The organism is Spirosoma koreense (assembly GCF_054777875.1).
In genome coordinates, this window is the sequence record NZ_BAAHAC010000005.1 from 817,464 (window position 1) to 840,237 (window position 22,774).

Below are 22,774 nucleotides of genomic sequence, written 5' to 3' on the forward strand. Positions count from 1 at the left end.
AGATACAAAACGAAAATCCCCGCCGATTGTCCTGACCAGCGGGGATTTTTTAACGAAAATTTCAGAAATAACTAGCGTGGACCACGTCCGCCACCACCAGCATGTCCTCCACCACCGGAGAAGCCACCGCCACCACCACTGGGCGCGCTATAGCTTGGCGTACTGAAGCTGCGGCTTGGGGCGCTATAAGTAGGTTGCTGATAACTGGGTTGGCTGTAGTTACCACGGCTCTGGCTTTGATACGAAGGCTGCTGATAGCTACTCCGAGAACTGCCCCGGTCGCTGTATCCGCCCGACGAAGGCGTGTAACTACCGCGGCTGCTTTCGCGGGGCCGTGCGTAGTAGCTGTTGTTTGAGTTGCTATTGTATGCCGGAGCCGAGTTGACCGATGTATTGCCGTTACCACGGCTATTGTTGTCATAATAATAATTGCCCCGGCTGCTGCTACTTGGACGCGCATAGTAATCGCTATTGCCCCGGTTGTTGGTATACGCACCAGCGGCTGCGCTTCGGCCACTACCCGACGGATTATACGTCCGGGCAGAATTATCGAAGCTGGAGGTGTAACGACCCGATGTGCGCGCACCGCTTGGGCTATACACACGAGCCCGATACGGATCGGCACCAGCTACATACACGTTGTTTACGTATACCGGGCTGCCGAAACCACCCCCGTAGCCGTAATAACCACTGTAGAACGGCGAATAGAATGGGCTGCCGAAACCACCCCCGTAGCCATAGGCGTAGGAGCTATAGAAAGGATCGTAGAAACCGCTATAGCCAAATGGCGAAGCAAACGGACTGTAGGCAAAAGCACTGCCGTAATAAGGTGAGTAGAACGGACTACCGAAGCCCATGCCCATCGAACCGAGACCTACACCAAGCCCCAGACCACTATAGAAGCCCATGTTGTTGAAGCCCCACCGGTTCCAGCTGTAGGCCGATGTCATGGCCGAATTATAGCCATTGGCAAAGCCCGAGTTGTAGGCGTTGGTACCCGTATCGTTCCAGCCCGGATCGGGCGAAAGGCCACGATTTAACTTGCGGGCACTTAGATCGGAGTAATATTCGTCGGTATTCGACGTGCCATTTGCGCTGTACTGCTGATCGTCGTTGTAATCAGGGTTCGCGTTGCGTGATGACCGCTGTTGACGGTTGGGTCGATAATCGCTGTACCCGTCCGACTGACGGTTGCTGGCATATACCTCCGCATTGCCGGAGTTGCCGTACAGGTCATCTACTTCACCGGCGTTCTGAGCTGTCTGGCGGCTGGTCGTACAGCTCCAGAAACCCAGCAGCGCAGCCATCGTCAGGTAAGAATATAGGCGTTGCGTTTTCATTTGGCCAGGGAATTAATGTAGTAAACACTCATGATACGAGTCCTTTTCAATCTATAACACAGGATCGACCTGTTTGATTACAAAAATAGAGTAAAAACCTATCTTTGCAAGTCCTGTATCTGTTAGATTCCATTTTATTTACCAAGGTTTAATTCGTTTTAAAAAAAAGGTCATTTATCGTCATTTGTTGTCGTGGATCGTCGTTGCCTGTACCCCGTACAGTAGCGACTTTTTCCGGCCATGGACGGCGATAGCATGCACCCGATTTCAGCATGGCAAAAGCAATTCCGTCCCGTAGTGAAAACTACTCCGAGTGGTATAATGAATTAATCAGAAAAGCCGATCTGGCCGAAAATTCGGCGGTGCGCGGCTGCATGGTGATCAAGCCCTACGGCTTTTCGATCTGGGAAAAAATGCAGCGCGCCCTCGACGATATGTTCAAGGAAACGGGCCATTCCAACGCCTATTTCCCGCTGTTTATCCCCAAGTCATTTCTGAGCAAAGAAGCTTCGCACGTCGAAGGGTTTGCGAAAGAATGCGCCGTCGTAACCCACTATCGGCTTAAGAACGCGCCAGACGGTTCGGGCGTTACAGTCGACCCGGAAGCGAAACTGGAAGAAGAACTGATCGTCCGGCCTACGTCGGAAACGGTAATCTGGAGTACGTACAAGAACTGGATTCAGTCGTACCGCGATCTGCCGCTGCTGATCAACCAGTGGGCAAACGTGGTGCGATGGGAAATGCGGACCCGGATCTTTCTGCGTACCGCCGAATTTCTCTGGCAGGAAGGTCATACCGCCCATGCCACAGCTGACGAAGCGCAGGCCGAAACCCGGCAGATGCTAGAGATCTATGCTCAGTTTGCGGAAGAATGGATGGCCATGCCTGTAGTGAAAGGAGCCAAAACTGCCAACGAACGGTTTGCCGGCGCAGAAGATACGCTCTGCATCGAGGCCATGATGCAGGACGGAAAAGCCCTTCAGGCGGGAACGTCGCATTTTCTGGGGCAGAATTTCGCTAAAGCGTTCGATGTGCAGTTTCTGACCAAGCAAAACCAACTGGACTACGTTTGGGGAACATCCTGGGGTGTTTCAACGCGACTGATGGGGGCGCTTATTATGGCTCACTCCGACGACGATGGGCTGGTACTGCCGCCAAAACTGGCACCGATTCAAGTAGTGATTGTACCGATTTATCGTACTGAGGAACAACTTGACCAACTGTCGGCGAAAATTAAACCATTGGTGCAGGAACTGAAAAAAGCGGGTATTTCGGTTAAATACGACGATTCGGACGCCAACAAACCCGGCTGGAAATTCGCTGAATACGAACTGCGCGGTGTGCCGGTTCGGCTGGCCATGGGCGGTCGAGATCTGGAAAACGGAACCGTCGAAATTGCTCGGCGCGATCTGAAAACCAAGGAAACGGTGCCTTTCGAAGGGTTGACCGAGCGCATTAAAGTCTTGCTCGACGATATCCAGCAGACGATTTATACCAGAGCGCTGGCGTTCCGGAAAGAGAATACCTTTAAAGTCGATACGTTTGAGGAGTTCCAGGAACAGATCGAGAAAGGGGGCTTTCTGCTGGCTCACTGGGATGGCACCAGCGAAACTGAAGACGCCATTAAAGACGCCACCAAAGCGACGATCCGCTGTATTCCGTTCGATCGGGAGCCGGAAGAAGGCATTTGTGTCTATTCGGGCAAGCCGTCGAAAGGGCGGGTGGTATTCGCCAGAGCGTACTGATTTTTGACAGTACCCGTCATCTGCCGGACCGTATTCTTTTGTTAGGATACGGTCCGGCAGACTTTTTTCGTGAGAACCGGTCCGGCAGCAATCCAGGAGCTACCCCAGGTCGCTAGTGGCTCTGCTGCAGTTGCCGTATCGATACTTCCTGCTGCTGCAGATGCTGCATATACCAGCTGAAGCTCGCAAACGTAACCGCTCCCAGACCGGCCAGCCAGACCGCTCCGCCCACGCTCAGATACGACCAGGGGCGATGGCTCATCAAATCCATCATGGCCATAACCATCATGCACAGACCGATGGTCATGATAAAGGCGTTCCGTAACGAAGTCCGATAAGCCTGACGCAGGTCATAGGCACCGTACGCTTTGTTGCGAAATTCAAAGACAATGTCATCCAGACTGGCTTGTCGAAGCTGATCGTCCGTCATGGCCAGCTCAACCTGGTACGTGTCGCGCAGATGCCGAACGGCTTTGGCATTTGCCTGTTCGAGCACCGCGTCCAGGGCAGCTTCGAAGGGCAGGCCAATCCACATATAATATTCCACCTCACAGACAAGGTGGTCGAGGAGTTCATCGATCAGCGCGTCGGTCGAACCGGAGCGAATCAGGTGATTTTGCAGGATCGCTATTTGTTGCGGGTTTAGCTTTTCCATGACTCTATCTGTATTTGTAAGGTTTTAAGCTCGATTTAGTACCCCGTTGCCGGGTGAACCCCGATCTGGAGCAGATGGCGCATCGTGTCCATAAAGCGTTCAAAATCAGAAACTTTCTGGGCGGCCATTTCGGTGCCATCCGGGGTCAGCCGGTAATACTTGCGCAATCGGCCTTCTACTTCCTCGGTTTCTGTGATCAGCATGCCTTCCTGCTCCAGTTTATGCAACACCGGGTATAAAGCGCCAAACGAAAGAATGATTTCACCCTTTGTCCGCTCTTTGACGGCCTGCGTAATCTCGTAGCCGTACATTCGTCGCCGACCCGCCGTTTCCCGACCGCCGTGGCCGGGTTCGGCCAGCAGCTTCAGAATAATCGTTTTCAGGGTTCCCCGAAGAAATTCACTACCCGATGGTTCCATAGGCTGCAAAGACAAATACTAAATATGTTTACTGAATGTGGATCGCACGGGTGAAGCCCCGCAATGCTGACTGGCAATCACCTCGATCACGGTGGGTTTCCAGCCGTACGGCAAAATGTGTACTGTAAATATATGTAAGTTTCCGATATGTCAACAAAAATAGTCTAAACTTTTGCGGCTGGTGGCGAGTTGGTCAAACGTTACCATATAGCAAACCTTTCCGAAAGTTCCGGTTACCTTTGGGACGACGTTTCAATAAATCACATAGTAATATGGCACAAGCAAAATCTGGCGATACCGTTCAGGTACATTATACCGGAACGCTGACCGACGGAACCATTTTCGACTCATCGGTCGGTCGTACACCACTGGAGTTTACGGTAGGTAGCGGGCAGGTCATCAAAGGCTTCGACGAGGGTGTGGCCGGGATGAATCAGGGCGAGAAAAAAACCATCAATATTCCTGTAGAAGATGCCTACGGCCCGGCGAACGAAGACATGATCTTTACGCTCGAACGGTCGGAAATTCCCAACGATATTCCGCTGGAAGTAGGTATGACTCTGAACATGCACGAAGACGGCAACCCCCGGCCTATTCCGGTCATTATCCGGGATTTGACCGATACCAGCGTAACACTGGATGCCAACCATCCGCTGGCCGGTCAGGATTTGACCTTTGAGGTTGAACTCGTCGGGGTGAAATCCCCATCGGGGTTGATTCTTTAAACGCAAAGGGGTAAGGGCAGAGAGAATAGTTGTTGCTATCCCTTTGCGCTTACCCCTTTGCCCTTCTTTCATTTCATCTTCAGCAGCTCGCCCAGTTCGCGCAGGGCGGTCTGGATACCGCGCAAATTGGCGCGGCCTACGTAGGAGGCCAGGGCTACGGTGATGGCACCAATGTTAAGCGCGAGGGCTGTATCGGTAACGCGCTGCAAACTTAGCGTAGCCTCGTCGTTGGCTTGCCGGATAATGGTCGCCATTTCGGTCGCGTTTTTAAAGGCAGGCCGTACGGCTCTTGTCTGGATATCCTGAAGCCGGTTCAGCAGGCTCGTCTGGTAGGCGTTCAGATCCAGTTGTTGTTCATGCGTCAGCTCCGACCAGTACAACGCCTGAAATTTATTCAGCGCGCGCGCCACATTGTTATAGCTGTTCGCGATTCCGTTGAGCTGCTCCGCAGTAAAATCTTCCATAACTCTAATTAACCCAAATCGGGGTTAACGCTATTATTACATGGTGTAGGTTCAAATACGTGTCCAGGTCAGGTTCCGTTGCAGGAACGCAGCTGGATGGTGGTTTGCGCGGGACCAGCGCTGATGTACTAGCCGTAGCCCACCGGTTCAGTATAGCGATTAAGACCCATCGATTTCATTGTCGTCACCAGGTATGATTATACCCGTACAGGGTTTATTAGGATTATACCCGTATAACCGGTGCAGGGAAGATAAGTTACTACTTGCTAAAATCCGCTAATTTTTGACCGAACGGTTATAAAATTGAAAACAGGCGGGTAATTCTTCGCGTTTACTGAGCATGAACCTGAGCCCGACCAGCGTTGGCTACGCCTGCATTAATTTAAGCCTCCAGGCCGATAAAATCACGACCAACCGGGGCATGATCCGTAAAACGTTTACCGAACGGGGCGTGGCTTATGCGTCTGAACTGGCCTTGAAAAACGTTCAGGATTTGCTGAAAGTCGTCGACTGGAACCTGGAGAATGGCATACGGTTGTTCCGGGTTTCTTCGGATTTATTCCCCTGGGCATCCGAGTACCGCATTGCCGACCTGCCCGATTTTTCCGACATCCGCGAAACCCTCGAAGAAATCGGGAGCCGACCTATTCGACTGACCATCCATCCGGGACCTTTCAACAAGCTTGCCGGTGAGCATAAGGTCCTCGATAACACGATCGTCGATCTTGAGTATCAGTCCGAGCTTTTCGACCTGATGGGTTTGCCGCCTTCGCACTGGAACAAGATCAATATTCACGTGGGCGGCACTTACGGCGATAAGGCGGCCACGCTCACCCGCTTCTCCCAGAACTTTGGTCTTCTGTCAGAAAACCTGCGCGCCCGTCTGACGGTCGAAAACGACGATCGGCCCAGTTTGTATACCGTTGCCGATCTGGTATCGGTGCACGAGCGTACCGGCATTCCGATCGTTTTCGATTATTTTCACCACGCACTGAATCCCGGTCAGCAAACCGAAGAAGAGGCTTTCCTGATGGCCTACAACACCTGGGACGTGCGCCCGGTCTTTCACTTTTCTGATTCCCGTCGGGATCACGAAGACCCTAAAGCCCGTCGCGAAGCCCATGCCGACTGGCTCTACTCGCCTGTGAATACCTATGGTAAAGAAGTCGACATCGTGTTCGAATGCAAGATGAAAGAGCTGGCCGTAATGCGCCATCGGAGCGGCCAGATTCCCCTTCCCGCGACCTTGCCGCAAGGGGCTTTGTAACAACGGGTAGTCCATACGACATTTGTGAGAATCAGGCCCATTCGCTCAGGCTTTTCTCAACAGGAAACGGTCATAGTAGTGGATTAAAAAAGTAAAATAATACCGCTGCCGTTCATTTATTGGTAATAGTTTGCGTATTATTATAGCTTCGTCCACGAATTAACTCAAGCCGGAAACGACACCATACTGGAGAAACATCCGTTTTTAGTCGTCGGGTTTACCGTTCCTTTTATTGACGTTATGTCTAACGTTCTAATTCAGTTTGCGCATCCAGCGCTGGAAAAGTCCAGAAATAATCGGGTACTGATCGATGCTGTTCGAGATCTTCCCTTTGTCACCGTAAATGACCTGTACGAAGCCTATCCCGACTTCGATATCGACATCGATCGGGAGCAGGAGTTGCTGCTTCAGCATGATTACGTGCTACTGCATCATCCGCTCTATTGGTACAGCGCTCCAGCCATCACCAAACAGTGGATAGACCTGACGCTGGAGCATGGATGGGCTTACGGAAGGCAGGGGAACGCACTGGTTGGCAAGAAGATGATGAACGTGATTACCACCGGTGGGCCGTGGGAAGCGTATACCTTGACGGGCTTTCACCAGTTCACGATTCGCCAGTTTCTGACGCCCTTCGAGCGGACGGCTACCCTATGTAAAATGACGTACCTGCCTCCCTTTGTCGTGCATGGTACACTGCGTATAACCGACGAGGCCATCCTAGCCGCTGCTCAGCAATACCGTACGCTGGTGCAACGGCTGACGGCCGATGATTTCGACATCGACCTTGCGCTTCAGTCGGCCTACGCCAACGAATTGTTAACCCCATCGCAGCCTTTATGAGTAATTTAGTACTTGAACAAGCCATTATTTACCTGGCCGCTGGGGTCGTATTCGTTCCCATTGCCAAACGCCTGGGGCTCGGCTCGGTGCTGGGCTATCTCCTGGCCGGTATGGTTATCGGGCCAGCCCTATTGGGGCTGGTCGGAGAAGAAGGCAAGGGTGTCATGCACGTAGCCGAATTTGGCGTGGTGATCATGCTGTTTCTGGTTGGGCTGGAGCTGGAGCCCGAACTGCTCTGGAAATTACGCGTACCGGTGGTTGGCCTGGGCGGTTTGCAGGTCCTGGTGACATCCCTGGTTGTAGGCGGCTTGGGCACACTCACGGGGCTGCCGTGGCAGGAATCGTTTGCGATCGGTATGGTTATGTCTATGTCGTCGACGGCGATTGTCTTGCAGACGATGACCGAAAAAGGCCTGATTCAGACCCCCGCCGGCCAGTCGACGTTCTCTGTATTGCTATTCCAGGATATCGCCGTTATTCCCATTCTGGCCATTATGCCGCTGTTGGCGACGTTTCCGGTCGAGCACAGTGGCGAAGGTGGGGAATCGCATTCGATGCTGAGCGGTTTACCCAGCTGGGTGCAGCCGTTTGCCGTTCTGGGGGCCGTTGTGGTCGTGGTGCTGCTGGGGCGATTTGTGATGCGCCCGGTCTTTCACATCATTGCCCGGACGGGACTGCGGGAAGTGTTCATCGCTTCGGCTTTCCTGCTGGTGGGTGGGGTGGCCTGGCTTATGGAAGCTGTTGGCCTTAGCCCGGCGTTGGGCGCTTTCGTATCGGGAGTTGTACTGGCCAACAGCGAATACAAGCATGAACTTGAAAGCGACATCAGCCCGTTTCGGGGGTTGTTATTAGGGCTGTTTTTTATATCGGTAGGAGCATCGGTCGATTTTTCACTGATTCAGGATAATCCGCTTCTCATCATCGGCCTCGTCATTGGTCTTATGGCCGTTAAAGCGCTGATACTGGCTGTGTTGGGAAACCGGTTCAAACTCGGCAAAGACCAGAACCTGACGTTTTCTCTGGGGCTCTCCCAGATCGGTGAATTTGCCTTTGTGCTGCTGTCGTTTACGCAGCAAAACGGCATATTGACCGCTTATACCGCGGGGCTGCTGACGGCCGTAGTGGCGATTAGCATGGCCCTGACCCCCATTCTGTTTCTGGTAAATGAGAAATACCTGTTGCCGCGTTTTGCCAGCCTGTCGAAACCCAAAAAAGACGATGATCTGATCGACGAAAAGAACCCGGTCATCATTGCCGGATTCGATAACTTTGGGAATGTCGTCGGCCGGTTTTTACGCGCCAACGGAATCGGAACAACCGTACTGGATCGAGACGCCGATCGGGTAGAAACGCTCCGGAAAGTAGGTATTAAAGTTTATTATGGCGATGCTTCCCGCTATGACCTGCTTCATTCGGCGGGGGCCCACGAAGCTAAAATTATTGTTATCGCGCTGGAGTCGGCTCATAAATCGCTCGAACTGGTAGAAACCGTCAAGAAGCATTTTCCCAATCTGACCATCATTGTTCGGGCCAATGATCGTGAAGATGCCTATGAGTTTCTACAGGCGGGCGTAACCCACATTTACCGCGAAACCCTGGACACCTCGCTGCGAACGGGTATCGATGTCATGCGCCTGCTGGGGGGCCGAGCCTATCACGCTGAGCGATCATCGCGCCTGTTCCGACGGCACGACGAAGATGCGTTGCGCGAACAGGCCAGTGTCCGGCACAACCAGAACCAATATTTCGATACGACCCGGCGTCGGATTCGCGAATTGGAGGAACTGATCCGTTCTGACGAGACCGACCGCTGGCTACGGGAGGTCGAGGAAGGCTGGGACAACGATTCACTACGAAAAGAAGCCGCTGCTAGTCGGTTTGAGTAGCAGTGTATGCGACCCGCTAGACCAGGAATACTCAGAAAGATGCTTCTTCCGATACCGACTCCACCAACTCATTGGCTTCAACAACGTTGCCTTTTCGGGTGAGTAGGTGAATGATGCCCCAGGCGATTAGATACGTACAGCCGCAGATGGTAAACAGGAGATTATAACCCCCCGCCAGATTGCCGACGGCTTTGTACTTGTCCAGCAGGCTACCGACCAGCATCGGAAATAAAATCCCACCTATGGCACCGGCTGTCCCGCCAATCCCGACAACTGAACTGACGGCCTGTTTGGGAAACATATCCGAAGCCAGGGTAAAGACGTTAGTGGCCCAGGCCTGGTGCAAGGCAACGGCCAGACTGATCAGGCCAACCGCGACCCAGACATCGGTCGCAAATTGGGCCAGAATAATCGTCAGCTCCAGGGTTCCCAGGCCCAGCAATACGGTTTTGCGGGCTTTGATGGTCGGCCATCCCCGCTTGATCAGCCAGGACGACAGGTACCCTCCACCGATGCTCCCTACGGTAGTGGCGGTATAAATGATCATTAGCTCCAGACTGGGTTTTTTTAGGTCCAGGTTGAACGTCGACGAAAAATAGGAGGGGAGCCAGAACAGAAAAAACCAGTAGATCGGGTCAATCAGCCCTTTGCCGGTGATGTACGCCCAGGTTTGCGGGAACGTAAACAGCTTTAGCCAGTTGACCGATTGTTGCCGGCCCGCTTCGTCGGATTCCGGCTCCTGGCCGCTGAGAATATACGCCCGTTCGTCAGTTGTCAGGCGGGCCTGCCGGGTCGGAATGTCATAAAAGATGATCCAGAAAAACAGCCAGATAAACCCCAGCGCGCCAGTAATCCAGAACACTTCGTGCCAGCCGTAACGGTTGAGAATCCAGGGGACAAGCACGACGGCTACCACGACTCCAATGCTGGTGCCCGCGTTGAACAGACCCGTAGCCAGGCCCCGTTCTTTTTTGGGGAACCACTCCGCCACCGCTTTAACTGCAGCCGGGTAATTTCCTGCTTCGCCGATACCCAGACCGACTCGTGCCAGACTGAAGCCCATCACACTACGGGCAACGGCGTGCAGCATGCCAGCCACGCTCCAGATGACAAGGGTGAGTGAATAACCCGCCTTGGTACCGATTTTGTCGATTACCCAGCCGAAGCCCAGCAGACCAACGGCGTAGGCAGCCTGAAACGCCATGACAATGCGGGCAAAGTCGGTTTCGCTCCAGCTGAATTCCTGTTCCAGGATGGGTTTCAGCAAACCGATGATCTGCCGGTCGAGGTAGTTGATGGTCGTGGCCACGAACAGCAGCGCAACGATCAGCCAGCGGTAATTTTTAAGTTTGAAATTAAACATGATAAGGGCTCAAAATGAATAATGAATAATGGATGATGGACAATGAATGGGCCTCGTCAATTAGTGGCATTATTCATTGTCCATTATCCATTATTCATTTTGGAACATCCACTGCGTGTGCAAACTTTTCGAAGTGCGCTGTCAGGCCTGGCCAGTTTTTCTGCTGAACCAGAGTGCTGTCGAACAAATGACTGCCAATACCGACGCCATCGGCTCCGGCTTTCAGGAAGGCATCCAGATTGCTCAAACTAACCCCGCCCGTCGGCAGTACTTTCAATTGGTTGAGGGGCGCTTTCAGGTCTTTGATGTAGGCCGGACCGAGCGACGTGGCCGGGTAAATCTTGACCATCGACGCCCCCAGCGACCACGCATTGTAAATTTCCGTAGGCGTAAAGGCACCCGGGAAAATCGGGATGCCTCGTTTGACGGCCTTTTTGATCACTTTTTTGCTTACAATGGGTGTAACGATAAACTGTGCGCCAGCCTCCATGGCCTTGTCCAGATCGTCTTCCGTACAGACGGTGCCGGCCCCGATGTTGAGCCCTTCCTGTTCATGCGTGCGGGCGTATCGAATCATTGCTTCGGCATCGGGCGTGTTGAGGGTAATCTCGATGGTGGTCAGCCCGGCCTGGCGGTAGAGCGGCAGAATCTGGCGGACATCCTCGACCGGCAGACCCCGGATGATGCCCACGATCGGTGCCTGCTTAAATAAATCCCAGGAAAAGGCAGTGGTTATGGATGAGTTCATTTGCTAATGAGCATAAGCTGGTTCTGTAGAAGTTTCACCTGGCCGGCAATGGTGGCTTTATCCAGCAGGTCCGCCGAAATGGTTGTCGTTCGGCCGGATAAGTGCAATTCCTGCATGGCTATTTTGTACAGCTCGAACAGGTTGGTGCCACTGCATAAAATCAGTTGCCAACTGGGTTTGTGGACCAGGGATTTCAACTCACTACCAATGAGTAAGCCGCTTAGGTACAGAGAGTTCTGGCGTTTGGTGAATTTGTTGAACAACTGATTGGTCCGGACCCGGAACAGATGCGCCAGAATCGACTCCGAATCGACTTCGTTGACCCCCGCTTTAAAGGCTTTGACCTCGGCGGCCGAATAATGGAGTGAAGTCGACGGATCGACGGAATCTTTCAGAATGCTGTAGTGCGACATCAGGTTAAAGATTTCGCCAGTCATAAACGTCTGAAAGTCGACTACTTGCTGATCCTGAATGTAAATATGTTTCGAATGCGTGCCGGGAAATAACAGAATGGCGTTTTTGTGCGGATACTGTTTCTGGCCCAGCAGCGCCAGGATTCCGATCAACTGGGTTTCTTCGCCCCGCATCACATCGTGTTCACTCCGTACGCCGGAAATGAGCAGAATATCGTGCGGAAAACCGGGCTGAACGTCCAGCCGTTTGATGCTGGCCTGCCGGCCATCGACCGCAAAGGGCAGGGTAGCGTAGGGAACTTCGTCCATGCCGATCGAGGAGGAGGCCATACCGGAAATGACAATAGTCAGTCCATCGAGATCAACCCCGGTCTTCGCGGCTAACAGACTGACCTGGTGCTTTAGCTGCAGCCGGAAAAACTCTTCCCGGCTGACACCATCCGATTCGCCTTTTTTCTTCCAGGCTGTAAACGTGCTGGCCACGCCTTCCTGCGATACGACTTCCCCCACAAGCTGCTGATCCTGACTATTGATCAGCCGCAGCCGAAAGGAGGACGTACCCCAGTCGCAACCCAACAGATAGTTTTTCATTGCTGCTCTTCGTTTAGGTACGACTTAAGGTAACGCAAAGGCCACATACGAACCGCCCGACTTTAGCCCGTAGCGGGTTCCACCAGCCGCAATCACGACGTACTGTTTGCCATCGACCAGGTATGTGATGGGCGTAGCGAAACCACCCGCTGGTAATTTATATTCCCAAACGATTTTTCCTGTTTTCCGGTCGTAGGCAAAGAGTTTCTCATCGTATGTCGCGGCAATAAAGATAAGTCCGCCAGCCGTAACAATCGGGCCACCGTGGTTTTCAGTACCGGTTTTCGGAATGCCCTGTTTGGTCAGGTCCGGGTATTCACCCAGCGGTACCTGCCACAGATACTCACCCGTATTGAGGTTGATGGCGTTGAGCGTGCCCCAGGGGGGCTTCGTCGCCGGGTAATTGTCCTGATCCCGAAACTGGGTATTGCCGTTGTTCAGGTAGGGCGGCATATACGGGAAATCCGACCCCTCGGTAACCGGTGCCGTTACCACCGAGCTATGGATATCCGTTGAGGCCACAGCCGGCGCGGCCGGCTTTGTGTCGAGATGCAGCAGAAAGTCGATGACCGCGTCGCGATCTTCTTTCGACAGATGCCCGAACGAAGGCATGCGCCCCCGGCCCGTCGACAGGATCGTGCTGATCTGCTCGCGGTTCAGGCGTTTGCCCACTTCAGTCAGGTCGGGGTAAGCCTGAGCGGCACTCGCGGTGGCTTCTTTGCTGCCTTTGCCGCTGATGCCGTGGCAGACAGAACAATTGGTATTGAACAGATACGAGCCCCGCGTCATGGCCACGTTGTTTCCCTGGGCTTTCACATCCCGCATTTTCAGCCACCACAGCATGGTATTAGCATTCTGGTACAGAATCCCGTCGGGATCGGCGGCATTGCCGCCCCATTCGGCTCCGCCCCCGAAGCCGAAAAACAGGCTGCCTTCTTCACTGGGGGGCATGTATTTGCTGCCGTGCCGACTGTTTTTGTAGCGGTCCAGCACGTAGGCATGGGCTTCGGGCGTGCGGGTTGTGATGTCGGCTTCGGTCAGCTCCTGCCGAACGAAGGGGGCTGGTTTTGTCGGAACGGGTTGCGTGGGCCAGGGTTTTTCACCAGGTAGCGCGGGCGAGGTGGGTACGGGCACTTCTTTCACCGGAAATAGTGGCTTGCCCGTGTCCCGGTCAAAGACGAAAACATACCCGTCTTTGGTCGCCTGCGCCACGGCGTCGACCATTTTCCCGTTATGTCTGACCCGGACCAGGTTGGGCGGACAGGGTAGATCGCGGTCCCAGAGGTCGTGGTGGACGGTCTGGAAATGCCAGATTCGCTTGCCGGTTTCGGCATTCAGCGCAATGACGCAGTTGGCATACAGGTTCTGGCCAGGGCGTGCCCCGCCGTAGAAATCGACCGAAGGTGATCCGGTGCCGGCGTATACTACCCCGCGTTTCTCGTCGATGACCATACCCGCCCAGCAGTTGGCTCCCCCCAGCTTTTTATAGGAATCTTTTCCCCAGGTGTCGTAGCCTTCCTCACCCGGTAGGGGGATGGTATGAAACACCCAGGCCAGTTTTCCCGTCCGCACGTTGAACGCCCGGATGTAACCTGGAGGAGCGTCGCCCCCTTCGTTCACGGCTGAGCCGGTAATCAGCAGATCCTTATAAATAACCCCGGGTGTTGTCGCGCGGATCGACAGATTGGCTACCTCGTGACCGAGGGTTTCTTTATCGCCGAGTCCTTCGTGCAGATCGACTTCACCGTTTTTGCCGAAGCTTTCCACGGGTTTACCGGTCTGCGCCTGGATGGCGTAGAGTGAGGAGCCAACCGTATACAGAATCCGTTTGTCGGTCCCATCTTGCCAGTAAACCACCCCACGGAGCGGGTGGAAGCGCGGGCGTCTGGCTGGGCCCGCGAATGGGTCGAACTGCCAGAGCTGTTTGCCCGTCCCCGCTTCGACAGCGAATAATTTCATGCGGGGCGAGGTGCCGTACAACACCCCGTCGACTACGATCGGCTGGCACTGGATGTCCATGCCGCGCTGATTGGCGTCTTTGTTGTCGCCGGTTTCGTAGGTCCAGGCCAGCTTTAGATTTTTGACGTTCTGGGTGTTGATCTGGGTTAGGGACGAATACCGGTTGCCCGCATTATTGCCACCATACGTAGGCCAGTCGGTTCCCGGCGGATTTGTCTCGGCAAGGTGATTATCCCAGTTCAGAGGCCAGTAAAGCCCCAGCATCAGTAGCCCGAAACAGGATTTTACGAGTGAATGCATGTATCGGTTAAGAAAATTTTAAACGTTAAGAAAAGCGAAATCAGATCGGCTCGACAGGCGATCTACTTCGCCTTATCGTAAAAATCGTAGGCGATCTTCCAGGTAATTTCCTGACCCGGAGCCGCCTTCAACTGGATGTACGGTTCGGGGCAGGACGTGGTCGCGCAGGCCCAGTAAACTATTTTTTGCAGCGGCTGATCGCCTTTGATGTGCACACCCGCGCCCGTTTTCTGATTTTCGATGCGCACATCGTAGTCCGCGGCTGTTGGGCCAAAGCCCTGTAAGCCTGCGGTGTATACATTTTCTTTTTTCTCCAGATCCCGCGCGTACACCAGCCGGTTGCCCTGCGTCAGAATCGTGCTGCCAAATCCTTTTCCTTCGGCTTTTATCTCGAACGGAAACTGAACGTTGACGGTCGGGCCGGTAGGCTGTTTGTCGATGATGAAAAAATTATGGTTATACGTGCTGGCATCGATGGGCTTCTGACCCGTATTTTTCAGACGGTGTTCGAGTACCAGCTCGGGCTTGCCATTCGTCAGACTAACCGTTTTCCGGTAGATGTATCCATAGCCCGTGGCCGCGTCGGTAAGCTCATGGGTAAACTCAACCCGGTCTTTATGCGTCTTCACCGTCCATTTACCCGGATCGACGATGTCGTAATACCGGGCGAACGCATACGGTTTGTCGTCGGGTTTACGGAGCGTACCGACACCAATTTTGACGAATGTATCGCCGGGTTTGGCTTCGGTATATCCCAGTGCCGTAAACTCTTCGGCCGGACCGCTGATGGCGTCGTGCAGCTTAGGATCATAATTCTCGAACCAAGGCTCAATGAAGCTATGGCCCTTATAGTCCAGGTTTTTGAACGAGCCTGCCCAGTCGAAGCGCGTGCCCTGGTAATACCCCTGGCTGGCGTCGGGCAGGTAGAGCGTTGTCTGAACGAGCCCATTGGAAAGCTCGGCCTGCGGCCATTCCGCTACCGGGAGCGTGGCGCTGCATAAGCTTCCAAAAACACAGAGTGAAAAAAGGATCTTTTTCAAGGTCGCGTAGTAGTTATTGGTTTAAACACAGAGGCACAGAGCGCACAGAGGGTAGTTTATTCAGCAAAATCTTTGTGCCCTCCGTGCCTCTGTGTTTAATGCTAATTCAGATTCGGGTTGATCGACGTGTCCGAGTAGGGTAGCGGGAACCAATAGTTAGCCTTGGTGATCGCCTTGATCGGTTGCAGATCGTCGGGGCTCTTGGCCGCATTGGCCGCTTCTACCTGTTCGAGCCGGATCAGATCGAACCAGCGCGTACGCTCACAGGCAAACTCCCACGCCCGCTCCTGCACAACCGCATCGGCGAACTGAGCAGCCGTCAGGCCATCACCCGGCGATAAAATTTTCGCTCCAGACGATAACCCCCGCGAACGAACGGCATTCAGCGCATCGTATGCTGCCTGGTCCGGTCCACCTGTACCGCGGGCTTTGGCTTCGGCATAAATGGTCAGCACGTGCGGGTAGCGCATCATAACCGATGGCAGGGAAATACTGGACGTAACGACGTTGCCTTTAATATACCACTTCTGGTAATACGGGTGTTTGGTCAGGCTGTTCTGCCAGGGAATTGTCGTAGCCCCTAGCCCAAACTGCGTCCGGAAGGTCGCATTTTTGCGGGGCCCTTCGGGAAAGTTTTTGAAAAAATTCAGCTCGGCGAACATATCGTCCCAGCCGCCTTCTTCCCCTGGCATGGTCGTGTTGCCGTAGGTCGCGTTGGCCGTACCGCTGCCACCCGTAAACCCGTTGATCTGGAAAACCGACTCCGGAATAATCGCCACCCCCGGGTCATTGGCGAAGACTTCGGCAAACGTTGGCATGAGTGCAAACCCATACGTAGCCCGGTTGTCGATCACTTCTTTGGCCTTAGCAGCCGCCAGATCATATTTATCGGTTTGCTTCAGCGGCCAGCCCGCCATCGTCAGATACACATCGGCCAGAAACGCCTTCGCCGACCCCGCGTTGGGCCGACCCGGATCGCGCCGGGTGTTGGGCAGCATGGTTTCGGCTTTCTTGAGGTCTTCCACGATCAGCGCGTATACTTCCGCCGGAGTCGATTTCTTGATGGTCAGCAGATCGGCCGAATACTCACCGGCTGTGACCAGCGGAATATTCCCGTAAAAGCGCGTGAGCCAGTAGTACGAAAAGCCCCGGATGAAATACGCTTCGCCCGCAATGATGTCGATCGTCGCTTTGGTACCGGTCGTTTTCGAGTAATTGTTGATCACGTTGTTCGCACCCTGAATGGCTTTATAACAGCCGGTATACACCGCACCCGACCGCTGGTTGGTGGTCGATACGTTGAACTGGTCGAACTCGCGCCAGTCAGCTTTGTTACTGGCCGGGTGCGTCGTTACGTCGTCGGCACCCAGAACGGCTGCGTTAGCCGACGGGTGTAGAAAGCCATACGTCCATTGATTGCCCAGGCCCCGGTAGGCTCCCGTCAGAGCTGACTCTAAGCCATCCTGCGTCGAGAGCACGTTTCCGCCATACAGCAGGCCCGTTGTATCTTCTTCGAGGTATCCTTTGCAACCCGCCGTGAGCAAAGCCGCCATTCCGAATATTAATAACTTTTTCATGATTGATCTGCTGCGTTTAGAAGCCCAGGTTTATACCGAGTGTGTATTGTTTGGCATTTGGGTAAGAACCGTAGTCGATACCGATGGCAGTGTCGGTTCCGCTACCGACCCGGGCCGACTCTGGATCAGGACCTGTGTATTTGGTAATCGTCAACAGGTTCGTAGCGCTGGCAAACACCCGAAGGCTCGCTTTGTTTTTGATGAAACCCGTTGGCACGTTATACGACAGACTTACGTTTTTCAGCCGAACGAAGCTACCATCTTCAATGAATCGGCTCGACTGGGTGAAGGGCTGATACGTCTTCGTAAAGGCTGGAACGTTAGATGTCTCGTTGCCGGGCCGGTAGTAATCCCGGATTTCCGACAGAATGAATTGCCGGGCATCACCCGCCCCCGACATCGCGGCTGCCCGCGTGTAGTTGAGCTTGTCGACGCCGAACACCCCGTTGAAGAACACGTTCAGGGTCAGCCCTTTGTACGAAAAGGTGTTGTTCCAGCCACCGGTCGCTTTCGGAAACGCCCGACCAATGATCTGAAAATCGTCGGTGGTGATGGCGTTGTCGCCGTTGAGGTCCTGGTAATGCGGATCGCCCGGTACGCGCCCCTGTTTGGCAGCCTGGTCGGCTTCGTTCGGTTTCCAAGTGCCCAGGTAGTTCAGACCCCAGTACGAACCCAGCGGCTCGCCCGGTATGAGCATAAACTCGTTAGTGGTCGACATGCCCCCCCCGACACCCGTACCCTGGCCCTGCCGGGGTAAACCACCTAGGCTAACTACCTGGTTTTTCAGGGTGGAAAAATTCAGGTTAGTTTCCCAGCGGAAGCTACCGGCAGCGACGGGAGTACCGCCAATCGAAAATTCAAACCCTCTGTTTTCAATTTCGCCCACATTCCGGGCCTGCGTACCGCCCCCCGCATAGCTCGGAATCACAACGTTCAGCAGCAGATCGGAGGTGTTTTTCTTGAAATAATCGGCTTCAATGTGCAACCGACCGTTGAGGAATTCGGCTTCAAGACCTACATCGACCTGCTTGGTAGTTTCCCATCTGAGGTCCGGATTGCCGGGGTTACCCAGAAGTACTCCGGCGGTAGCCGCCGTGTTGTTGAAGGCTACCTGGGCGGTGCTATACGTCGATAGCGTGGAGTACGCGCCGAGTGCCTGGCTGCCCGTCATGCCCCAGCTTCCCCGCAGTTTCAGGTTGCTGAACACATTGAGGTTTTTGATGAACTCTTCTTCCGACAACCGCCAGCCCAGCGCTACCGAGGGGAAAACGCTGTATTTATTGCCAGGAGCAAATTTGGACGAGCCGTCGCGTCGAACAGCCGCCGTGACCAGATACTTGTCTTTGTAACCGTAGTTAATCCGTCCCAGCAACGACAGGATCGTCCATTTCTGATACCCTGATGCCACTGTGGCGGCCGTGTTAGCGCCGATATTATCGTAGCCCAATTGCGGAAACCGAAGGCCCGAAGCACTCGCGGTAAAATTACGATCGGTGAATTGCTGACTTTCCAGTACCGCTACCGCGTTGATCGAATGATTACCTATTTTGAGGTCGTAGCTCAGGTTATTCGTGTTTTGCAGGGTTAGCTGTTCCGATGAATACCGGCTTGCATTCGGCACGTTGTTGGACAGCCGCTTGCCCTGAAGATTCAGGTTTTGCGCATTCAGGTAGTTGATGGCATACTGCAGATCGAGCGAGAGTCCTTTGATGGGAAGCTTGTAGTTGACCCCACCGTTGATGTTAAGACTCGTCCGGTTTTGATCAACCGATTGATCGTACAGGTAATCCAGTGGATTGCGATAAACCGAGCCGATGGGATCGGTAAAGGTAGGCTGCCCGTCGGCTCCGTAGGCCGGTGTCGTCGGTGCCCAGGCCAGGGCTTGTGTGATCGCCCCGCCGTCGAGTGTATTGTGGTTTTGCGCCCGCGTACCCCACAGGTTCAATCGAAGCGACAGCTTGTCGTTGATCTGGGTATTGATGTTCGTGCGCAGAATATATCGTTTGAAACCGCTGTTGTTAACGATCCCGTTCTGATTCAGGTAGTTGCCCGAGATCAAAAACGTCGTCTTGTCGCCACCGCCCGAAACGGTGACCTGGTGTTGCTGACCACTGCCCTGCCGGAATACCAGACTCTGCCAGTCGGTACCGCCGGTCTGCTTGAACTGCGCAATCTGGTCGGCCGTAAACGGCGGTGTAGTTCCTACGGCGTTGGAGCGGGCATTCACGATTTCGGCAAATTCACCCGCGGGCAGTACATCGTATTTTTTGATGACCTCCGATGTGCTGAATTGCCCTTCGTAGTTCACTTTCAGTCCTTTCGCCCCTTTTTTGGTCGTGATGATCACCACGCCATTGGCCCCCCGGCTTCCGTAGATGGACGTCGACGCGGCATCTTTCAGGATCTGGATGGTTTCGATGTCGCTGGGATTGACGGAATTGAAATCGGCCCCCAGGAACCCGTCGACAATGTAGAGTGGGTTATTATTACCCAGTACGGAGTTGGCACCCCGGATACGGATACGCGCGTCGCCACCGGGTGCCCCGTTGGTCTGGCTCACCTGTACCCCGGCTGCGCGCCCCTGCAACACCTGATCCAGCCGGTTGACCGGTTGCTGCGCAAATTCTTTGGTCGAGATAGCCGTCAGCGCGCCCGTCACGTCGGTTTTGCGCTGCGTACCGTACCCGACCACGACTACCTCACTGAGAGTTTTCTGATCTTCCTGCATCTGAACGTCGATGACCGACCGCCCGTTAACCGGAACGGTCTGACCTACATAACCGATGTTCGAAAAAACCAGCGAGGCCGTACTGGCCGCATTCAGCGAAAAGTTACCCGCTGCGTCGGTGGAGGTACCGGTCGTGGTACCGTTGACCTGAACGTTGACCCCCGGTAGCCCCTGATTGTCGGGTCCGGTCACTTTTCCCGTGACTCTGCCGGTTTGCGCGAACGCGACCCGTTGGCTCAGCAGCAGAAGCAGGGCAAAAAGTTTTACATAATTTTTCATTTGATTTGGGTTGTTAGAGAATTGGTTTTTATTGTAGCGCGGGTTTACACCCGCAGAAGGCCAGCATTGCGGGTTTCCACCCGCGCTACTGGTTTACCAGTCTACTACGGAGCCGTCCAGGGCGTTGTAAGATTCCGGGTTTTTCCAGTCGTGACCGATCTTGTCTTTCATCTGCGCTTCGTCCAGCTCGATGCCCAGACCGGGCCCCTGTGGGATCATGACCGTACCGTCTTTTTGCAGCTTGAATGGATTCTTGATGTAGCCCTCGCCCAGCGAGACCTGCTCCTGCACCAGAAAATTCGGCACGCTGGCGGCCAGGTGGAGCCCGACAGCCAACGAAATCGGCCCCATCGGATTATGAGGGGCTATGGGAACATAATACGCTTCGGCCATGCCCGCAATGATGCGCCCCTCGGTGATGCCACCCGCGTGGCACAAATCGGGTTGGACGATGCTGACAGCGCGTTTTTCGAGCAGTTCGCGGAAGCCCCATTTTGTGAAGATCCGTTCGCCGGCGGCAATCGGCAGGTGCGTTCCGCGGGCAATGTCGGCCATGACATCCACGTTCTGGGCCTGACAGGGCTCTTCGATAAACATGGGTTGAAACGGCTCCAACTGTTTAATGAGCACCTTGGCCGTCTGGGGAGAAATGTTACCGTGAAAGTCGATGGCTATGTCCATGTCCGGGCCACCCGCTTCGCGTAGCGACGCAAAGTTGTCGACCGCGTACTTGATGAATTGCGGGTTCTCGACAATGTTGGCCGGATTCTTGTGCGCTACGCCCGTTTTAATGACGGTATATCCTTCGGCTTTCCGTTTTTTCATATCCTCGGCATTGCTGGCTCGTCCATAAATCCGGACGCGGTCGCGGGTGGGGCCGCCCAGCAGTTCGTAGACCGGTACGTTGAGCAACTTTCCCTTGATATCCCAAAGCGCATGATCGATGCCACTCAGCGCACTGGTCAGAATCGGGCCTCCGCGGTAGAACGCATGCCGGTAAATAGCCTGCCAGTGGTGGGTCACCTGCCGCGGGTCTTTGCCGATCAGATATGGTTCTACCTCCTTAATGGCCGTTTGAATGGTGAGCGCACGACCTTCCAGCAACGGTTCACCCAGACCGACCACCCCCACGTCGGTATGGATTTTCAGGAAAATCCAGCGTGGTTTGACCAGAAACGTTTCCAGCTTGGTAATCTTTACCTTGCCGTAATCCCGAAAATGGCCGGGATTCTGTGCGTAGGATGACTCGGGCAGAACTATAGTACTCATCCCGGCCAGTCCCAGTACCGACTGAATCGCAGATCGTCGGGATATACCCGATTGCTTTTTTTGAGAGTTCATCAGGGTTAAGGGTAAAAAAACAGTAGTTTTCGTTTAATCGATTAAGCTAGTTGGCAGAAAATCAGGCGGTAAAGCCTGACTCTAACATATAGTTACGGGCGGATGATGGTACCATCCATCTTTCTGACCTGCCAGTTGGACTTGGTGCTGATGGGGTACTTGGCCGCTTCCTTCTCGTTGATGTCTACCCCCAAACCCGGTACCTCGTTGACCGACATGTAGCCCTTGTCCATCGTCGGACAACCGCTGAAAACCGCCTGCGTCTTCTCCGAGAAGGCCACCGCTTCCTGGATGCCGAAGTTCCACACCGCCAGATCGATGTGCGCATGAGCCGCGTGACCCACCGGCGAGACGTCCCCCGGACCGTGCCAGGCCGTGCGCACGTTGAACCATTCCCCCAGCCGGGCCACCTTCATGGCCGGGGTGATGCCCCCAATCTGAGAGACGTGTATCCGGATGTAATCGAACCACTGGTTGACCATCGGCTCCTTGAACTCGTTGATGTTGTTGAACAGCTCCCCCATCGCAATGGGCACGGTGGTCGTCTGCCGCAACTGAGCAAACCACTTCATGTTCTCGGGGGAGAAGGGGTCCTCGATGAAGAAAGGCCGGTACTCTTCTACCTGCTTGATCATGTTGATGGCCTCCATGGGCTGCACCCGCTCGTGGACATCATGCAGCAGCTCGATCTCTTCGCCACACTGCTTGCGGACCACCTCGAACATCTTGGGCACCGACTTGAGGTAGGCCTGCACGTTCATGAACGCATCGCCCTCGTAACCGAAACCGGCCGCTTTGAAATCGGGCTTATCGAGGTTGGCTCCCACGCCCCCGTAGCCGCCCTGCTGGATGCGGATGTACTTGTAGCCCTGCTCCATGAACTTCTTGACGCTGTCGGCGGCTGCTTCGGGGGAGTTGCCCCCGGCATGAGTGTAGCAGGGGATGGCGAAGCGGACCTTGCCCCCCAGCAGCTGGTAGACGGGCATTTTGGCGCGTTTGCCTTTGATGTCCCACAGGGCCTGGTCCAGGCCCGAGAGGGCGTTGTTGAGCACGGGCCCGTTTCGCCAGTAGGAGCTCACGTAGGCTGACTG

Annotated in this window: 18 protein-coding genes; 5 read left to right on the plus strand and 13 right to left on the minus strand. The window is 54.3% G+C overall.

From position 1 onward, the window contains the following. Positions 1-71: 71 nt before the first annotated feature. Positions 72-1,340: a hypothetical protein gene (locus ACYVC2_RS09205; protein ID WP_461102012.1), complete on the minus strand. Its 1,269-nt coding sequence runs from the start codon at positions 1,338-1,340 to the stop codon at positions 72-74. Between the two features lie 272 nt (positions 1,341-1,612). On the opposite strand from ACYVC2_RS09205, the gene proS reads away from it, so the two are divergent. Continuing rightward, positions 1,613-3,085, plus strand: a complete 1,473-nt coding sequence (gene proS, locus ACYVC2_RS09210; protein ID WP_461102013.1) for a proline--tRNA ligase — start codon at positions 1,613-1,615, stop codon at positions 3,083-3,085. A 112-nt stretch (positions 3,086-3,197) separates the two neighbouring features. Here the strand turns inward: proS and ACYVC2_RS09215 are convergent, their stop codons facing one another. Together ACYVC2_RS09215 and ACYVC2_RS09220 are read right to left on the minus strand one after the other, a co-directional pair. Continuing rightward, positions 3,198-3,740 (minus strand): hypothetical protein, encoded by a 543-nt coding sequence (locus ACYVC2_RS09215; protein WP_461102014.1) that lies wholly within the window; start codon positions 3,738-3,740, stop codon positions 3,198-3,200. 35 nt (positions 3,741-3,775) lie between these two features. Continuing rightward, positions 3,776-4,159: a PadR family transcriptional regulator gene (locus tag ACYVC2_RS09220; protein ID WP_461102015.1), complete on the minus strand. Its 384-nt coding sequence runs from the start codon at positions 4,157-4,159 to the stop codon at positions 3,776-3,778. A gap of 272 nt (positions 4,160-4,431) precedes the next feature. Here ACYVC2_RS09220 and ACYVC2_RS09225 point away from each other — a divergent pair, with 272 nt between their 5' ends. Beyond that, a complete protein-coding gene (locus ACYVC2_RS09225) occupies positions 4,432-4,884 on the plus strand; it encodes an FKBP-type peptidyl-prolyl cis-trans isomerase (protein WP_461102016.1) in 453 nt (150 codons plus the stop codon). A gap of 68 nt (positions 4,885-4,952) precedes the next feature. Here the strand turns inward: ACYVC2_RS09225 and ACYVC2_RS09230 are convergent, their stop codons facing one another. Further along, on the minus strand, positions 4,953-5,348 hold the full coding sequence (locus tag ACYVC2_RS09230; protein ID WP_461102017.1) for a hypothetical protein: 396 nt from the start codon (positions 5,346-5,348) through the stop codon (positions 4,953-4,955). 340 nt (positions 5,349-5,688) lie between these two features. On the opposite strand from ACYVC2_RS09230, the gene uvsE reads away from it, so the two are divergent. From uvsE to ACYVC2_RS09245, 3 genes are all read left to right on the plus strand, one after another. Beyond that, on the plus strand, positions 5,689-6,615 hold the full coding sequence (uvsE, locus tag ACYVC2_RS09235) for a UV DNA damage repair endonuclease UvsE (RefSeq protein ID WP_461102018.1): 927 nt from the start codon (positions 5,689-5,691) through the stop codon (positions 6,613-6,615). A 240-nt stretch (positions 6,616-6,855) separates the two neighbouring features. Continuing rightward, positions 6,856-7,458, plus strand: a complete 603-nt coding sequence (locus ACYVC2_RS09240) for an NAD(P)H-dependent oxidoreductase (protein ID WP_461102019.1) — start codon at positions 6,856-6,858, stop codon at positions 7,456-7,458. Beyond that, complete coding sequence (locus ACYVC2_RS09245; protein WP_461102020.1) at positions 7,455-9,344, plus strand: monovalent cation:proton antiporter-2 (CPA2) family protein; 1,890 nt, start codon at positions 7,455-7,457, stop codon at positions 9,342-9,344. Before ACYVC2_RS09240 ends, ACYVC2_RS09245 begins: the two co-directional genes overlap by 4 nt. 31 nt (positions 9,345-9,375) lie before the next feature. On the opposite strand, the gene ACYVC2_RS09250 is transcribed toward ACYVC2_RS09245, so the two are convergent. From ACYVC2_RS09250 to ACYVC2_RS09290, 9 genes are all read right to left on the minus strand, one after another. Then, positions 9,376-10,707 carry an MFS transporter gene (locus ACYVC2_RS09250; protein WP_461102021.1) on the minus strand — a complete coding sequence of 444 codons (1,332 nt, stop codon included), beginning with the start codon at positions 10,705-10,707 and terminating at the stop codon, positions 9,376-9,378. A gap of 94 nt (positions 10,708-10,801) precedes the next feature. Further along, positions 10,802-11,455 carry a bifunctional 4-hydroxy-2-oxoglutarate aldolase/2-dehydro-3-deoxy-phosphogluconate aldolase gene (locus ACYVC2_RS09255; protein WP_461102022.1) on the minus strand — a complete coding sequence of 218 codons (654 nt, stop codon included), beginning with the start codon at positions 11,453-11,455 and terminating at the stop codon, positions 10,802-10,804. Continuing rightward, a complete protein-coding gene (locus ACYVC2_RS09260; protein ID WP_461102023.1) occupies positions 11,452-12,459 on the minus strand; it encodes a 2-dehydro-3-deoxygalactonokinase in 1,008 nt (335 codons plus the stop codon). Before ACYVC2_RS09260 ends, ACYVC2_RS09255 begins: the two co-directional genes overlap by 4 nt. A 24-nt stretch (positions 12,460-12,483) precedes the next feature. After that, complete coding sequence (locus ACYVC2_RS09265) at positions 12,484-14,682, minus strand: outer membrane protein assembly factor BamB family protein (RefSeq protein WP_461102334.1); 2,199 nt, start codon at positions 14,680-14,682, stop codon at positions 12,484-12,486. A gap of 98 nt (positions 14,683-14,780) precedes the next feature. After that, positions 14,781-15,758, minus strand: coding sequence for a hypothetical protein (locus ACYVC2_RS09270; RefSeq protein ID WP_461102024.1), 978 nt, complete (start codon positions 15,756-15,758; stop codon positions 14,781-14,783). Between the two features lie 101 nt (positions 15,759-15,859). Beyond that, positions 15,860-17,335 (minus strand): RagB/SusD family nutrient uptake outer membrane protein, encoded by a 1,476-nt coding sequence (locus ACYVC2_RS09275; RefSeq protein ID WP_461102025.1) that lies wholly within the window; start codon positions 17,333-17,335, stop codon positions 15,860-15,862. A gap of 16 nt (positions 17,336-17,351) precedes the next feature. Continuing rightward, a complete protein-coding gene (locus ACYVC2_RS09280; protein ID WP_461102026.1) occupies positions 17,352-20,342 on the minus strand; it encodes a SusC/RagA family TonB-linked outer membrane protein in 2,991 nt (996 codons plus the stop codon). A gap of 93 nt (positions 20,343-20,435) precedes the next feature. After that, on the minus strand, positions 20,436-21,683 hold the full coding sequence (dgoD, locus tag ACYVC2_RS09285; RefSeq protein ID WP_461102027.1) for a galactonate dehydratase: 1,248 nt from the start codon (positions 21,681-21,683) through the stop codon (positions 20,436-20,438). A 92-nt stretch (positions 21,684-21,775) separates the two neighbouring features. After that, positions 21,776-22,774 (minus strand): enolase C-terminal domain-like protein (locus ACYVC2_RS09290; protein ID WP_461102028.1); only part of this gene is annotated, 999 nt, incomplete at its 5' end.